This is a genomic window from Mycolicibacterium nivoides (assembly GCF_003855255.1).
Classification (GTDB): domain Bacteria; phylum Actinomycetota; class Actinomycetes; order Mycobacteriales; family Mycobacteriaceae; genus Mycobacterium; species Mycobacterium nivoides.
This window is the reverse complement of record NZ_CP034072.1, coordinates 4,154,213-4,170,856: the sequence shown is the minus strand read 5'-3', so window position 1 is coordinate 4,170,856 and position 16,644 is coordinate 4,154,213. Positions and strand designations below refer to the sequence as shown.

At 65.6% G+C, this 16,644-nt stretch carries 12 protein-coding genes and 1 tRNA gene; 4 read left to right on the top strand and 9 right to left on the bottom strand.

The annotated features are described in order from the left end of the window. Positions 1–22 precede the first annotated feature (22 nt). The 4 genes from EH231_RS20340 to EH231_RS20325 form a co-directional block, all read right to left on the bottom strand. A complete protein-coding gene (locus EH231_RS20340) occupies positions 23–319 on the bottom strand; it encodes a PE family protein (RefSeq protein ID WP_124713177.1) in 297 nt (98 codons plus the stop codon). A gap of 70 nt (positions 320–389) precedes the next feature. Further along, complete coding sequence (eccCa, locus tag EH231_RS20335; RefSeq protein ID WP_124713176.1) at positions 390–4,616, bottom strand: type VII secretion protein EccCa; 4,227 nt, start codon at positions 4,614–4,616, stop codon at positions 390–392. Continuing rightward, a complete protein-coding gene (eccB, locus tag EH231_RS20330) occupies positions 4,613–6,154 on the bottom strand; it encodes a type VII secretion protein EccB (protein WP_124713175.1) in 1,542 nt (513 codons plus the stop codon). Before eccB ends, eccCa begins: the two co-directional genes overlap by 4 nt. Positions 6,155–6,290: 136 nt before the next feature. Continuing rightward, a complete protein-coding gene (locus EH231_RS20325; RefSeq protein ID WP_124713174.1) occupies positions 6,291–6,887 on the bottom strand; it encodes a C40 family peptidase in 597 nt (198 codons plus the stop codon). A gap of 92 nt (positions 6,888–6,979) precedes the next feature. Here EH231_RS20325 and EH231_RS20315 point away from each other — a divergent pair, with 92 nt between their 5' ends. Then, positions 6,980–7,222: a cytoplasmic protein gene (locus EH231_RS20315; protein WP_090430299.1), complete on the top strand. Its 243-nt coding sequence runs from the start codon at positions 6,980–6,982 to the stop codon at positions 7,220–7,222. 22 nt (positions 7,223–7,244) lie between these two features. On the opposite strand, the gene EH231_RS20310 is transcribed toward EH231_RS20315, so the two are convergent. The 5 genes from EH231_RS20310 to ponA2 form a co-directional block, all read right to left on the bottom strand. Then, positions 7,245–7,748: a ClbS/DfsB family four-helix bundle protein gene (locus tag EH231_RS20310; protein WP_124713173.1), complete on the bottom strand. Its 504-nt coding sequence runs from the start codon at positions 7,746–7,748 to the stop codon at positions 7,245–7,247. Positions 7,749–7,925: 177 nt separating this feature from the next. Beyond that, a tRNA-Pro gene (locus EH231_RS20305) sits at positions 7,926–7,999 on the bottom strand. 224 nt (positions 8,000–8,223) lie between these two features. Continuing rightward, positions 8,224–9,330: an L-cysteine desulfhydrase Cds1 gene (cds1, locus tag EH231_RS20300; protein WP_090430302.1), complete on the bottom strand. Its 1,107-nt coding sequence runs from the start codon at positions 9,328–9,330 to the stop codon at positions 8,224–8,226. Further along, entirely contained in the window at positions 9,327–10,271 is a 945-nt protein-coding gene (locus tag EH231_RS20295; protein WP_044521072.1) for a metallophosphoesterase, read from the bottom strand. Before EH231_RS20295 ends, cds1 begins: the two co-directional genes overlap by 4 nt. Positions 10,272–10,298: 27 nt before the next feature. After that, a complete protein-coding gene (ponA2, locus tag EH231_RS20290; protein WP_164480960.1) occupies positions 10,299–12,749 on the bottom strand; it encodes a transglycosylase/D,D-transpeptidase PonA2 in 2,451 nt (816 codons plus the stop codon). Between the two features lie 326 nt (positions 12,750–13,075). Here ponA2 and EH231_RS20285 point away from each other — a divergent pair, with 326 nt between their 5' ends. From EH231_RS20285 to EH231_RS20275, 3 genes are all read left to right on the top strand, one after another. Then, positions 13,076–13,405, top strand: a complete 330-nt coding sequence (locus tag EH231_RS20285; RefSeq protein ID WP_090430830.1) for a WhiB family transcriptional regulator — start codon at positions 13,076–13,078, stop codon at positions 13,403–13,405. Between the two features lie 93 nt (positions 13,406–13,498). Then, entirely contained in the window at positions 13,499–15,112 is a 1,614-nt protein-coding gene (locus EH231_RS20280) for a PucR family transcriptional regulator (protein WP_124713172.1), read from the top strand. Between the two features lie 123 nt (positions 15,113–15,235). Beyond that, complete coding sequence (locus EH231_RS20275) at positions 15,236–16,603, top strand: type III PLP-dependent enzyme domain-containing protein (protein ID WP_090430305.1); 1,368 nt, start codon at positions 15,236–15,238, stop codon at positions 16,601–16,603. Positions 16,604–16,644: the final 41 nt, after the last annotated feature.

Genomic DNA, 16,644 nt, shown 5'->3' with positions numbered 1-16,644 from the left:
TCAGATCGAAGGTTCGCCGCTGCTACATCGACGCAAGAACGTTGAGGGCCTCGGTGGCTTCATAGCTGCCGGCCCCCACACCCATCGTGGTCACGAACATCTCATTGACCGCCGTCGCCACCCCACCTGCCGCCTGGTACACCCCGCCATGAGTGGCGAACGACAGCGCAAGCAGCGCCGAGGTGGGATCGGCCGCCGGCGGGAGAACACCGGTGGTCGGAGCGGCGACGGCGCCATTGGCTGCCGTCATGGTCGAGCCGAGTCCCTGCAGTTCTCCGGCGGTTGCCAGCATTGCTGCCGGACTGGTGTTGACAAACATGAATTTCCTCCCGACGTCACGATGTGAGACTCAGCATAACGGCGGTCTGCAGGTTGCGCCGTAGCCAAAATCAACCATTCTCAGTACCCACCGGAACCCATCCCACCTGCACGTATGATCCCGATCCGCCGGTACCCATCAAGAATCCGCGCCCTTGAGGCATCGGATGACCTTTCCACCTTCCGCGGACGAACCCTTCGTCCGAATCGGAATCCATCACCAGCAAATCTGCGTTTGCTTGCATCATTGTTGCTAGCAGGGGATCGCGTCCCGCCACGCTCATCCAGCCACCGAATTGACGGCTGTAGATGATGTGAAGTCCGACATCTTCGGCGGCGTTCGCCGCCTCCATCAACGGCGTGAACACGTGGTTGTAACCCGCCGGCAGGCGCTCGGCATCGTCGATCACCAGGAAGATCTCCGGGCCCGTCCAAGACTTCTCGAACGTGGCATCCATCGCCAGGTCAGCCTGCGGGAGCCGGTCAGCCAAAACCGTGCTGAGACGTTCGGCCAGCTGTCCAGTGGTGTCGGTGCGGTAGGAGAAGACCTCCACATAGCTGTCATCGAGCACCCGCAGCAGCTCACGACTCGGACTGATCAACCAGACCTGCGCCGACGGCCGGGTGTCGTCAGCAGCCCGCACCGCTTTCGATGAACCGGGCGCATAAACCCGGCCGATCTCGGACATGATCGCCGCACATGTCGTCGTGCGACCACATTGCCGGCTGCCCGTGACCACCAGGAACGGCGAGCGAGCGTTATCCAACCCCACTGGCAGCGAGAACTCGTTGACCGCCCACACCGCACCAGCATGGTTATGAGATGCGGCGGACTTGCGCAGCTGCGCGAGCTCGACGCGATTGGGAAGCTGGCGCACACGCGGGGCAGGCCGGTAACCCTCGGCCAGCTGGGACACCCTCGCCACCACGCTCTGTGCTTCGAACACCCGCTCTCCAGTTCCGCGCAACGCTGGGCGCGCCATCATGGTGTGCAGGCCGACCACATCCCACCCCTCTCGCAGATAGTTCTGCTGAACCATGCCGCGGCCCGGGCGGTTACTGGGAACCTTCTTGGCTTCCGAGGACTTCACCAGCCGCACGTTCGTCTCGTCAGCCTTCAACTCGATACGACCCTCGTTGAACAAGTCACGCATCTGGGGCGACAACTCCTGGGGCTTGCTCACCGCCACCACCACGTGGATGCCGAAGCTGCCACCTTCGCGGATCAACTTGTTGATCTCGTCGACGAGAACCTCTTTGCCGCGGAATGTCGACGCCTGATCGGTCAGGGCTGCGAAGTTGTCGATGACCAAATAGACATCGCCGAACCGGTCCTGGGCCACCGGATCGTCGGAGGCCTGCTCCCCCGCTTGCCGGCGCACAGCGGCTTTGCGGTTGCGGAACTCCTCCATCGAGGTCACACCCCACTCGAGGAATCCGCGACGACGCACGGTAAGCAGCTCCAGAAGTTCTGCCACAGTCCGTCGAATGGCGTCTTCTTCCAGCATGGTCGCGACCCGGCCCACGTGCGGGAAGTCGCGCACGCTCGCCGCCAGGGAGGTGCCCGACAAGGCCAGAACGTAGAACTGCACCTGTTCTGGCGTATGCGTCATCGCCGCGGCGCAGATGAGGTCCACCAGCGTGGTGGTCTTACCTGAGCTCTGTCCACCCAGCACCATCAAATTGCCTGTGCCATCTGCCAATAGGGGTTGCTGGTCCTGCTTGAACGGTCTGTCGACGACGCCGATCGGAAACACCAGGTCGGGCTGGGCAGCGTAGCGCTCGTCCCACGGTCGGCCCAGATACATCTCGACGACCTCGTCGATCGTGCTCGGCTTGTCCAACGGCGGACCGAACAACCGATGGGGTTCGAACGGAATCGCGCGGAGCTGGTCGATGATGACTTCACCGACCTTGGGCTTACGAATAGCGCTGTCGTCGTCGGAAGAGGACGACGGCGGGATGTCGGTCTCGACGAGCTGCGCCGTACCCTCGTCCACGGCGGGCTCGTCGACAATGATCGGTGCCACCGTGAACAGCTGCGGCTCAAAGTATTCCAGCGAGCTCGTCGACAGATCGGTATCGCCGTCGTCATCCTTGACCGCGCCGGGTTTGCGGTAGTCGCGCCACATGTACTCGAACTGAATCTTGGTCAGATCGTCCGTCAGCCCGACACGCAGATAGCCCAGTCCCTTCTTGTTCGGCAGGTTCGCCGACGCCGGCACTCCGGACGCAGCTGCACTGGCCGTTGAGTCGGTTCGCAGAGCCAGCCGATACCGAATGTTGGTCGTCAGCTTGTCAGCTCGGGAGTCCACTTCCTGGCTGGCCAGCAGAAGATGGACCCACAGCGAGCGGCCCTGGCGCACGATCTGGTCGAAGATGACCGGCAAGTTCGGGTCCATCTTGAAGCCCTCGGTGAACTCGTCGACCACAACGAACAATCGAGGCATCGGATCCAGCTGAGGACCGTTAGGGTTGCGGGCCGCGTCGGCTCGACGGCGGTTGTAGTCCTCCGCATCTCCGGCATTGATGTCATCGCACATCTTCTTGCGTCGGGCGATCTCGCCGAACAGGGCGTCTACGAACCGGCCCAGCTGCGTTTGGTCATCTTCAAGGTCGGTCATCACACATGACACGTGAGGTGCACCGAAAAACGGTTTCACACCAGCCCCGCCCTTGAAGTCAGCCAGAACCAGCTGCAAGATCTCCGGCGAGTGACCCAGAATCAAACTGAGCAGGAACGTTTTCAGGCCCTCGGTCTTGCCGGACCCTGTTGTGCCGACCATGATTCCGTGTGGGCCGGCGGCAGTCTCCTTGATGTCGAGTGTCAGCAGCTCCCCGGTGTCTGCTCGCGTGCCATACGGAGCGATCATCCGGTCCTCGGACAAGATGTCTCTGCGCGAACCCCACAACGCGTTGAAGTTGATGTTCGCGGGGTCATCAATGTCGTAGTAGCTGAGGATGTCGCGAGCCGGCCCGTTGCTCGGATCCTCAGCGACATCGATCATTTCGTACGCCTGAGAGAGCCGCTGCCGCGCCATGCCAAGCGCGAAATTCTCTGCCTCTTCCCGGTTCATCTGGTCGGCGCGGGCGAAGAATGTCGGCTCGTTGTCGAGTTCGGGGGCGAAGGTGTTGAGATCGCGCGGGACCGCGTCGACATCGCCGGTCGGACTCACCCGCAGCAGCCGCTGCGGATTTGCGCTCGTGGGCACCACGCCGCGTAGGTCGAATACCGTGACACCCGCGACACCATCAGGGTTGATCAACGAGCTCCACGTGGACCCATCGGACACGTCGCTGATGATCACCGTGTGCGGAAGCGGCTGGATCTGATCTTTGGCCGCGCCGTGGCGCGGATTGAACCGGTCGCGGCCCTGCAGAACAGCACCGTATTGCGCATCGTAGAAGTCCCGCACCGACGGGTAGACCATCCGCAACCCGCCGGCGGCGTCCTGGACGCGGTTGTCGGCGACATGGGGAAGCCACTTGAGCCAATCCCACTCCTCGACGTCATCGGTGACAGCGATCAGCTGCAGGTGATCGGGCCCATGAGAGAACACCATCTGGCACACAATGGCCCGCATCAACGCCAGCGCGCGCTCACGATCGCCATCCAGCCGCCAACCCGGCTCGACGAGCAGTGAAATCAACGCCGGTGTTCCATAGGTGACCTGCTGGGCGCGAACGAACTCCTGCAGCGCAACCCCGGTCGCGGGCTCCATCTCGATATCGGTGGGCATGTCGGCCGGCTCGGCGAAGGACACCGCTTGCGCCTGCTTCAACGACGTCATACCCACACCCACCCGAATGACGCCGAACCAGGTATCGCGGCCGGCCGGGCTGCGTTCCCACATCCTGCGTCCACCGAGTGCGGCTTCCAACGTCGACGTCGGCGGGTGATACCAGCGGAAGTTCTCATCCAGATCATCTGCGGCCCGGTCCGAGTCGCGCCGCAGGTCATCAAGTTTCACCATGAACTGGGCGCGTAGGGCATCCATCTTGCCTCGCGACATCTGGTTGCCCCCGCCGAACCGGCTACCGAACAGCATCGCGATGATGCCGCCGACCATCATGATCGGAAACAGCGCACCTACCCCGTTGAAGGTTCTTGCACCGCTAGCGAACGAGACCACCACGATGCCACCGACCAAGCCGATGACGCCGATGGCCACCACGACCAGCCACCACGGCTTGCCCTCGGGCACAGGTACTTTCAACGGAGCGAGCAGATTGATCTGCCTGGGCGTGATTTTGCGCGGGGCCTCAAGAACCGTTTCGCGACCAAAACTCTTTTTCACTTCGGCTGCCTCAATTCCCCTGGCTGCTGATCTGTCGGCAAAATGTCATGGGTTACCGCCGCATCCGCTTTCGACAACACCGGGCCCAGCGTCAACAACTTGAGAACCACCCACGGAGCCGGGATGGTCGCTGTGCCAAATCCCAGCGCGCGCTCTGTCTCCTGATCGCGGGGCACCCCGAAACGGGCACCCCACTCCGAGATGAACCACTGCGTTTCCACGGTTGCCGCGGCGGGATCGTTGCCCGTGGAGGCCACGTAGTTCGCCGCATCCGGCCCGAAGTACACCTTGTCGGCCAATGCGCCGGACGGATCAGGCTTGGCTCTGGCCACGACCCTGTCCACTTTGTCGGCCGCGATCGGCACCGTCGGGCCCGACACCAGCGACGTCTGCGCACGGCCCTCCCCGATCGTCTTCTGCCACCACCAACACGTAGCCGGGTTCGCCTCGGTGTCCACCAGCCGCAACCGTTGATCCGGATAGGCCGAGACATCCAAGCTGTCGGTGACAGGAAGGTCAGCGAGCGCGGGGCCGGCCAGGACCGGCATCCCCGCGCCCGTTCCGTTCGCGTTCTGCAAGATCTGCGCCACCACCGGCGAGACGGTCTGCATTCCGTTGGCCAGCACCACCGAGTACGTGAGGTCACCGCCGACCTGCGGAGTCGACACCACCGTTCCCACCGGGCCCGGGGCCTTCGGAAAGCCCGCTGGCTCACCGAGTTTGGGAATCATCGGCACCGACAGAGCCGATCCGACCGGGATCGCATCGAACAACGCTTTGCTCATCGGCCGCGCCGAGGAGATGTTGTCGGCGCTCACCCCCAGCGCCAGCAGGACTGGGCGCTGGGCCGGGTCAACCTTGGAGCGGCGGCCGTCGCGGATCAGCCACACACCGTCGTCATAGCGCAGCAGCACCGCATCCTGCGGGTCGAGCACCCGCCGGCGGTCAGATAGGTCAGGCTGACCGTCAATCACGGTCACCGTCACCGGCTCTGGGGCGCCGGCGCCGAACGCCTTCGTGACCGCATCGCACACCAGCCACGACGATTTGGGCGGCGAGGTCACAGCCAGCTGGTCCGGTGCGCCGGGGATACCCACCAGTGTTCCCCGCGGCCGCGACTCGATCTCACTGTTGCGGACCCGCACAGGGTTGTCCGCAGATCCCGCGATCAACCGCGCCGACGCCAGATTCAGAACAGGACGCAAGGTGTCGCCGACCCGCACATACAGCGCGTTCGTGTTCTGGTCGGCAATGATCTTGGACTGCCCCGCCGATCCCGCCGGCCGCAGAAACGACCAAAACAAGGCACCCAGGCAGATCACCACCACGACGGTCGCACCGGCCAGATGAGCCATCGACTGCCTGCGATGCTGATCGGACTCCATACCGACATACCAGCGGGTCAATGCCGTGACGGCACGCCGCGCATTGAACTGGTGCGCGGTCACCTGCACCCGAGTTGCATAGCCCAGCCCGCGGCCCCGCCACCGCGACCCACCTGAAGTCGCGTTCTGATCCGGTTCTTGCTGCTCAGCCACCCCGTCTACCTCCCCGTCCGCCCCAGGCGAACGCAATCGCGTATCCCCAAACTAACGGTGGCCAGCACCCTCAACCACACCAAAATCCATCGAATCCCGCCCGATCACTGCGCCCAGTGACCGAGGCTGATCGGTGTCAGGCGACCCGCTTGACCACGATGGGGCCCGAGGGTATCGGCGAGTACTTCACTACCTCGCGCGAATTCGGCGCTTCAATCTGCATCGTCGGCGATACGGCCAGCGCCACATGCTCAGGAACGCCGGGCGCCGAGAAATTCTGCAGGATGATGTCCCCGGCTCGTATATCGCTGCGCGACACCGGCATACCAACACCAATCTGCTCATATGTCGTGCGCGGCAACGAAACCCCCGCACTCGCATAGGCCTTTTGGACCAACGACGAGCAGTCCCAGACATCAGGACCATTCGCGCCCAGACGATACGGCTCACCCAGCTGAGCTTTGGCGAACGCAATGGCTCGCTCGATGGTCCCGTTGGGCGCGCGACCCTGGCCGAACAGTGCATTGACCTGCTGTTCGGCACCGGATGCGCCGCGGTGACCATTCTGGCCGCGGCCGAGTGAGGACAAGGAGCTCAAGGCTCTTCTGGCAGGCGTCATCCTCGCGGCCATCCTGCTGATCGCCGACCCGCCGCCGCAGCGCGCGCCGGTCACGCCGGTGACCACTTCTGTCGAGCCGACCGTGCCTGCCGCGACGAGCATCCCGACGTTCACGCCGACGGTGCCCGAGGACGAGGGGGACCAGGGTCCCGGGATCGGCAACGGCCATGGGAATGGCAAGGGCCACGGGAAGAAGGGCCATCCGCATGAGTGACGTTGACGACGCTCACCGGCACAGCAGCCGCAACAGTGCGTTACTCGCCGATTCGGCCGGGTGTGGATGCTTCTACTGCCTGGCTATCTATCCGCCCAGTGAGATTGCCGACTGGACCGACGGTGGCCGGACGGCCCTGTGTCCCCGATGCGGAATCGACAGCGTTATCGCCGACCGCTCGGGGTATCCGGTGACCCGGCAGTTCCTGGAACAGATGCACGCCCGCTGGTTCTGATCAGGTAAACGCCTGTCCGATGTCAGAGGGTGGCGAGCCAGGCTCTGATGCGGCCGCGGGCATTGGTGTACGGCGATGAGGTGTTGAACGAGATCATGCGGCCCATGGTCCATTTGCCATACCAGGGTTCGCCGTAGAGATCGTCGTTGGAGTAGCTCTGAATCAGCGTGACGATCCGGTTCTTCGCGTCAACGAGTTGAGTGCGCAGGCTGTCCCAGCTGTCATTTTGGTGTTCGGCGTAGTAGCGCTGGGCGAGCAGTCCGAGTTCGTTCCATTTGATTCCGGGGGCGGGGAGCTGGTCGGGCAATCCCGCAGCGCGGCAACGATGCCAGGTGAGGACTTGCTGATTCCAGCCGATCAAATAAGCCACCAAGTCCGCGGGACTCATCATGGTGCTCTTGACGTGCCCCTCTAGGACAGGCTCTCGGGCGGCCTCGGGTGGAACTCGGTCGAGGTCGCCGCTGAGCTGTGTGAAGGTCTTCTCGATCGCGGAGAGGAGCTCGCCTTTGGAGGCGGGAACAGCCATGCAATCCTCAGATCTGCGCGGTCTGAGATGCTGGGTCGCGCGTCGGGTCTCACCCCAGATCCTAAAGAGAGAGTCGACGCCACACCTTTCCGGTGCAGCAGGCGTCCAAGGAAGCCGCAAGCAAGAAGGCCCCGAACTGGATATCCAGTCAGGGCCTCTCACCTGTGAACCCACGAGTCGGGGTGGCGGGATTCGAACCCACGACCTCTTCGTCCCGAACGAAGCGCGCTACCAAGCTGCGCCACACCCCGCGTGAAGCTTCGACAGCCTATCGCACCGGGTACCTCGAAAGCCAAACGGTCCCCGCGGCGTACGTCACTGCCCGGGAACGGGAAGCAATAGGCGTGTCGGTGGTGTTCTACACAATGACATCACCGGAATCGACTGGAGTACTCATGACCGTCTTGGGCGCCTTCATCTACCTGGGGTTCTTCGCCCTGGCAGCGTTGTGGCTGTTCCTGACGGCCGAGACCGATCAGGACCAGCTGCCCGACCGCTCGAACTCCGAGAGCACCTCGGAGGACTCCGAGGTGTCCAGCCCCTGGGCGCTGAGCCAGTCCGCATCGAAGTAGGTGTCCGCGTAGCGGTCGCCGCTGTCGGCCAGCAGGGTCACCACCGACCCGCTGCGGCCGTGCGCGACCATCTCGGCCAGCAGCTGGAACGCGCCCCAAAGATTGGTTCCCGTCGACGGCCCGACCCGGCGACCCAGCACCCGGCTCGCGTGGTGTGCCGCGGCCACCGACCCGCTGTCGGGCACGGCGATCATGCGATCGACGACCCCGGGCAGAAACGACGGCTCCACCCGCGGCCTGCCGATGCCCTCGATACGTGAGGACGCACCAGTGACGACGTCGTCGCGGCCCTGTGCGTAGCCGGGGAAGAACGCCGAATTCTCCGGGTCGACGACACACAGCTGCGTGGCATGCCTGCGGTAGCGGATGTAGCGGCCGATCGTCGCGCTGGTGCCGCCGGTGCCTGCCCCCACCACGATCCACTCCGGGACCGGATGCGGTTCCAGGCGCATCTGCTCATAGATCGACTCGGCGATGTTGTTGTTGCCGCGCCAGTCCGTGGCCCGCTCGGCGTTGGTGAACTGGTCCAGGTAATGCCCGCCGGTCTCCTCGGCCAACCTGTGCGCCTCGGCATACACCTGCGACGACTCGGCGACGAAATGGCAACGGCCACCCTGGGCTTCGATCAGCGCGATCTTCGATCCGCTGGTCGAGGCGGGCACCACCGCGATGAACGGCAGACCGAGCAGCGCCGCGAAGTAGGCCTCGGACACCGCCGTCGACCCCGAGGACGCCTCGATGATCGTGGTGCCCTCACCGATCCAGCCGTTGCACAACCCGTACAGGAACAGGGAACGGGCCAGCCGGTGCTTGAGGCTGCCGGTGATGTGGGTGGACTCGTCCTTGAGATACAGCGCGACATCCACTTCCTCGCGCCACCCGGCGGGCAGCGGATAACGCAGCAGATGGGTGTCGGCGCTGCGCTTGGAATCGGCCTCGATCAGCCGCACCGCATTGTCGACCCACCGGCGGGGCCGGGGGCGCGACGCGGTACAGCCAGGTTCGCTCACCGGGCCGAGACGGTCGGGCTGGATTGCCCGGCCCTGATCCCGACGTGCCCGCCTCCGGTCGGCGCCGCGACCAGCGTCAGCAGAGTGGCCTCGGGGCGGCAGCAGAACCGCACGGGCGCGAACGGCGACGTGCCGATGCCCGCCGACACATGCAGCTGCATGTGCGATCCCCACTTCGAGGCGCCCTTGGCCCGGGACCGGTCCAGCTCGCAGTTGGTGACGATGGCCCCGTAGAACGGCAGGCACAGCTGCCCGCCGTGGGTATGCCCGGCCAGCACCAGCTGATAGCCGTCGGCCGCGAAGCGGTCCAGCACCCGAGGTTCGGGGGAGTGGGTGAGGCCGAGTGTCAGGTTGGCCGCTCCGTTGGCCCGGCCGGCGATGGTGTCGTAACGGTCGCGCTTGAGATGCGGATCGTCGACGCCGGCCACCGAGATGTGCAGCCCGGCCACCTCGATGTCGCGGCGGATGTGGGTCATGTCGAGCCAGCCACGCTCGGTGAAGGCCGCGCGCAGGTCTTGCCACGGCAGCGGCTCACCGTGCGTCCGGTGCTGCGGGTTGGTGACGTAGTTCAGCGGGTTCTTCAGCCGCGGCGCGAAATAGTCGTTGCTGCCGAACACGAACAGGCCGGGTGCCGAAAGCAGGTCACTCAATGACTGCACGACGGCAGGCACGGCCTTCGGGTGGGCCAGATTGTCGCCGGTGTTGACCACCAGGTCGGGCTCAAGGCGAGCCAGATCACGCAGCCAGGCCTGCTTGCGGCGCTGGTTGGGACGCATGTGGAGATCGGAGAGATGCAGCACGCGCAGGGGCGACGAGCCCGGGGCCAGTACCGGCATGGTCGCTTCCCGCAGCACGAACGCATTGCGCTCGATGAGGGACGCATAGCCGATCCCGGCAACCAACGAACCGGCGGTGACGGCAGCTGCCTTCTTCACTGACATGCAGGCAAGCCTACTGCGATCCGGCCGTCACGGGGGTGGCGGAGGCCCGAGCACCGGCACGGTGATCGGAGGCAGCCCGGGGATCTCGACCACTGTCTGACCGATCTCCGGCGGCGGGCCACCCGGGAACGGGAACGCCACCGGGGGCGGCGGCGGGGCCGGCGGGATCCCGTTGCTGATCTGGATGGTGATGATCGAGCCCGGAATCGTCTGCCCGGCGGGCGAAGTGCCGACCACGGTGCCGTAGCGCGAGCTGCTGTTGACCGAGGCGGCGCCGTCGGCCACCTGGAATCCGGACTCCTTGAGCCGCTGGCGCGCGGCCGTCTCGTCCAGGCCGTTCACGGTGGGCACCACTGAGCCGGGGCCGCCGTCGACATAGCGGGGATCGGTCGGCGGCAGGGCGACCGGCCCGAAGTTGTTGGCGATCGGCTTCAGCGCGGTGAACCAGGTGCGGGCCGGCTCGTTGCCGCCGAACAGGTCGCCGTCCCCGCACTGGCGCAGCGGGAACGAGCACAGCTCGCCGGGGGTGGTGGAATCGTCATAGATGTAGTTGGCCGCCGCGTACTGGTTGGTGAAGCCCAGGAAGCCCGACGAGCGGTGCGCCTCGGTGGTGCCGGTCTTGCCCGACATCGGCAGATCCCAGCCCACCGAACCGGCCGACCCGGAGGCGGTACCGCCGGCCTGGTCGTCCTTGCTCATCGCGTTGGCCAGGGTGTTGGCCAGACCTTCGGGCACCGCCTGCTCGCACGTCTCGGTGGTCACCGACACCTCATTGCCGTGCCGGTCGAGCACCTGGCCGATCGGGTTGGGCGGGCACCAGGTCCCGCCCGAGGCCAGCGTGGCCGCCACGTTCGACAACTCGAGCGCGTTGACCTCGATGGGGCCCAGCGTGAACGAGCCGATGTTCTGGCGCTTGACGAAGTCGGCGAGGCTCTCGTTGCTCTCCGGGTCGTAGTCGCGGGCGGTGCCGGGCAACGCGTAGGACCGCAGCCCCAGCTTGACCGCCATGTCGACCGACCGCTGCACGCCGATCTGCGAGATGAGCTTGGCGAAGGCGGTATTGGGCGAAGTGGCCAGGGCATCGGTGACGCTCATCGAGCCCCGGTAACCGCCGGCGTTCTTCACGCACCAGGTTTCCTTCGGGCATCCCGGGGTGTCGCTGCTGCCCAGCCCCTTGGCCTGGAAGAAGCCGGGCACCGGAAGCTGGGTGTTGATGCCCATCCCCATGTCCATGGCCGCGGCCGTGGTGAAGATCTTGAAGATCGACCCGGCGCCGTCGCCGACGAGCGAGAACGGCTGCGGCTGCATGGTCTCGCCGGCATCGGTGTTCAGGCCGTAGGTGCGATTGCTGCCCATCGCCAGGACCGGATGAGATTCCTTACCCGGCTTGATCACGCTCATGACGCTGGCGACACCGGGGGCATCCGGCCGGGCGATGCTGTCGATCGCCGACTTCACCGAGCCCTGCACATCCGGGTCCAGCGTGGTCTTGATCAAATAACCGCCCTTGGCGACCTGTTCCTTGGACAGGCCGGCGCGGGCCAGATACTCCAGTGCGTAATCGCAGAAGAACGCCCGGTCTCCGGCTGCGATGCAGCCGCGGGGCAGCTCGTTGGGTTGCGGCAGGATGCCCAGCGGCTGCTGCTTGGCGGCCCGCAGCGCCTCGGCCTCCTGAGGGATGTTGTCGATCATGGTGTCCAGCACCAGGTTCCGCCGGGCCAGGGCGCCGTCGGGATTGGTATAGGGATTGAGCGCGCTGGTGGACTGCACCATGCCGGCGAGCAGGGCGGCCTGCTGCCAGTTCAGCTCGGAGGCGTTGACACCGAAATAGGTCTGTGCGGCGTCCTGAACGCCGAACGCGCCGTTGCCGAACGAGACCAGGTTGAGGTAGCGCGTCAGGATCTCGGGCTTGGTGAACGTCTTGTCCAGCGTCAGGGCCATCCGGATCTCACGCAGTTTGCGGGCCGGTGTGGTCTCGATCGCGGCACGGCGCTCGGCATCGGTCTGGGCGACGACGAGCAGCTGGTAGTTCTTTACGTACTGCTGCTCGATGGTCGAACCGCCGCGGGTGTCCGAGTCGCCGCGCATGTATCCGGTCAGGCCAGTGAGCGTGCCCTGCCAGTCCACACCGTTGTGCTCGGCGAACCGCTTGTCCTCGATCGAGACCAGGGCGAGCTTCATGGTGTTGGCGATCTGATCGCTGGGCACCTCGAAGCGGCGCTGTGAATACAGCCACGCGATGGTGTTGCCCTTGGCGTCGACCATCGTCGAGACCTGCGGAACCTCGCCGTCCACCAGGGCGGCCGAGCCGTTGGCCACCACGTCGGAGGCCCGGTTGGACATCAGGCCGAATCCACCCACGACAGGGAACATGAACGTGGCCACCAACACGCTGGCCAGCAGGCAGCACCATGCGAGTTTGATGATGGTGACCGCTTGGGGTGGCTGCGCGGGCGGTCGTGTCGGCGGCTCCGGCATGGGTACAGAGTAGCTATCTCGTTGAGGCGGGCTTCCCGCGAGCGGGACTCACCGGCATATCGCGCTTGCCTGCAGAAATACCGCGGTGCGCCCGAAAGCGGGTCAGACGGCACGGCCGTCCCAAAAAAGTGGTTCGCAAACTGTTGCGTTAATACCCTCTGACCACCTAGCTTGGACACACAGTGCGATCCAGGTAACACAGGCTGGCGCAATGTGGCGTAGATCGCAACGGCGTTCTACACCGGAAGGTTCGAAGCCTGCCATCTGGGGAGATGGCTGGAACGAAGGGATCGCTGGTGTCAGGTACACGAACTGTCGCAGACAAGATGAACGCTTCCGCCCCAGCCGCCAACCTGGTCCACCGAGGCGAGGGCGAAGCCCGGATCGCCTGGGTTTCGCAGGCGAGGTGCCGTCAGGCCGATCCGGACGAATTGTTCGTCCGCGGTGCCGCACAACGCAAAGCCGCGGTGATCTGCAGGCACTGCCCGGTGATTCTCGAATGCGGTGCCGATGCACTCGACAATCGCGTGGAGTTCGGAGTCTGGGGCGGGATGACCGAACGTCAGCGTCGTGCCCTGCTCAAACAGCATCCCGAAGTCATCTCCTGGTCCGAGTTCTTCGCAGCCCAGCGCAAGCACCACCGTAGCGCGGTCTAGCCTCCGTGTCCTTACGCGGGCTCACTGGCCCGCGCGCGCCAAAGTGCGGCCGACGGTAGTGTATTCGGTTGTGGCACATGGTAATCAGCAGCAGTGAGTGAGCCTGCCAGCGTTCTTCCGTTGTCGGCGATGGTTTCTGGTGCCGCCGGCATGCTGATACCGCTGCCCGCGGCGGAAACCGGCGACGATCCGTTGTTGAGCGACGTTGCCCTGCACGAGCCCGGCACCCCGGCGGACTACACCGGCACCATCGTGTTCGTCAGCACTCGCATCGAGGACCGCTTCGCGCTCGGGTCGTTGCTCGATGAGGTGGGAACCGCTGCGGCCGTTGTGCTTCCACCCGACGCGACGACCGACGTGTCGATGTTGCCCAGCCACTCCACCAGACTGTTCCGGCGTTCGCCATGGGTGGGCTGGAGCGAGCTGTTCCGGGTCCTGGTCCGGCTGCTCGGTGCGGGCCGCATCGTCAGCCCGGCCCCGCAGGTGGACAACCTGCAGGCCCTGGCCCGTTGGATCAGCAGCCAGACCGGCGCTCCGGTGACGATCGAGGATCTGGATTCCCGGGTCCTGGCGTACGCCGTCGTCGGACCGGGTGTCGACCCGATCCGGAACCAGACGATCCTGGGTGGCGCGGTACCCGCGTGGCGGGTCGAGCGGCTGATGTCCACCGGGTTCTTGCCTGCGGTCTGGCGATCCGATGACGTGGTCGTGCGCAATGCCGAGGATGACGACCCGGCCCGCATGGTGGTCGCGATGAAATCGGGCACCGAAACGCTCGGCACGATCTGGGCGGCGTTGGACGACGACACCGATCGCGAAGAACTACGGCAGCTGCTGCTGCAGGTGCGTCAGACCGCCGCGGCGATGATGCTGCGAGAAGTCCACCGCGACCAATACGAACGCCGGCTCCAGGAGTCGGCTCTGGTCGACCTGCTCTCGCGTGGGGTGGATCCCGGAGTCCCGGCGGCGTTGCTCGGGCTGCAACCGGACAGCAGACATGCAGTGGTCGCGCTGGGCTCCGATACGCCCGCGTCGCGCTCCCTGATGTTCCATGTTCAGGCGCTGCGGGCCGGCGCCCGGACGGCGCGGGTCGGGGACGATCTGCTCGCCGTGCTCCCGGTGCTGGACGACGAGTCCGCCGAGGCGGATCTGGCTGACAACCTGTCGAGGCACTTGACCCGGGTCTCGGCTGCGCACGCCGGCCCGGTCGCGGTCGGTCCCGTCGTCGACGCCATCGCCTACTTGCGGAATTCCGCGATCGTCGCCCGTCAGGTCCTCGACGCAGCCGCACTCGACGTCGCACACCAGCCGCGCGATCCGCGGCCTGTGCTCACCGCTGCCGACGTGCAGGACGCGCTGACCCTGGTTCGGGTGGCTGATCTGCTCGATCCGATGGCCGACACGATCGCCGAACCGCTGTCTGCCCTGCGCCGGCACGACACCGACCACGGCACCGCGTTCATCGACACCGTCGCGGCCGTGCTCGACCACCCGGGCAATCTGAGCGGGGCGGCCCGCGAACTGGGCATCCACGCCAATTCGCTGCGGTACCGACTGGACCGGATCCGTGTGGTCTCCGGTATCGACCTGCAATCGGCGGCTGCCCGGCTCCGCACGTCGCTGGGGCTGCTGGTGTGGGAACGACGCGGTGAGGTCCGCACGGGCCACCCGCCCGTCGACATCGACAAGAAACGTGGATCCGGTTAGTGCATTTCGGAGATACCGCCATCAGGGTCTCGGGGGATTCCTCCGAATCCGACGAAGATCCGCGCGAAATTCCTCAGCCCGCATGGCTCTCCCCACCAACGGCTGAGTTCATAGGGTTTATCTGTGATTGATGCACCACTGCGTACCGGGCAACCACTGCCGGGTCCGGACACGCTCCTGCGCCGGCGCGGCGAAATTGTGGCCGGTGTGGTTCGGCAGGGATTCATCGGTGACCTGTACCCGATGTGCGGCGTCATCGACCTGGACACCCTCGATGAACTGATGCGGTCGCTGACCGAGGCGTACCCGCCGAGCATGCCGGCGTTGCACACCATCGCGGCCAAGGCGATCACCCTGCGCCCGGTGCTCGCGCGTTTCGCCCAGGCGGGATTCGGATGCGAGGTGGCCAGCCCCGGTGAGCTCGAACTGGCGCTGGCCGCGGGCTTCCCGGCAGAACGCATCGTGTTCGACTCTCCGGCCAAGACCACGACCGAGATAGAGCGGGCCCTCGCACTGGGGGTCTCGTTCAACATCGACAACTTCGAGGAGCTGGCGCGGGTCGATCAGGCGATCGCCCGGGTGGAAGGGCATCGGTCGGTCATCGGGATGAGGCTGAATCCCCAGACCGGCGCAGGCACCATCGGCGCCATGAGCACGGCCACCACCACCTCCAAGTTCGGGATCGGGCTGGCCGACCATCGCGACGAAATCGTCGACGCCTTTGCGGACCGGCCCTGGTTGACCCAGCTGCACGTGCACAGCGGATCGCAGGGCATGAGCCTCGCGCACGCCGCCGAGGGCGTACGGCTGGTGGCAGAGCTCGCCGCCGAGATCACCGCACGGGTCGGCGTCCGGCAGATCCAGCGGATCGACATCGGCGGAGGATTGCCGGTCAACTTCGAATCCGACGACATCACACCAAGTTTCGCCGATCACCGCGCCGCGCTGGAGGCTGCGGTGCCGCAACTGTTCGACGGCACGTACGCCTTGGTGACCGAGTTCGGGCGGGCGCTGACGGCCAAGGCCGGCACCATCGTCGCCCGCGTCGAGTACACGAAAGTCACCGGCGGCCGGCCGATCGCCATCACCCACGCCGGTGTGCAGGTGGCCACCCGCACGATCTTCGCGCCCGAGGCGTGGCCGTTGCGGGTCGAGATCTACGACCGGCAGGGGCGGCGCCGGGACGGCGGTATGCGAGTACAGGACGTGGCCGGGCCCGCCTGCTTCACCGGTGACATGCTTGCCGTCGGCCGCGAATTGCCGTTCATCCGCGGGGGAGACCTGGTGGCCGTTCCGGATACCGGCGGCTACTACTTCTCCACCCACTTCTCGTACAACGCGCTGCCCCGACCCGCGGTGTACACCGTGGGGACCGACGCCGAGGGCGACCGACGCTGGTCGCTTGCCCGTCGGGCCCAGACGATCGAACAGATCGTCACCGAGGCCGGCGAACCGTCTCTTGTGCCGTTGCCTCTGCTCCCGTCCGCCTGACCCTCCGACTGATTGCGACCGCCCACATGCTCGAATCGACA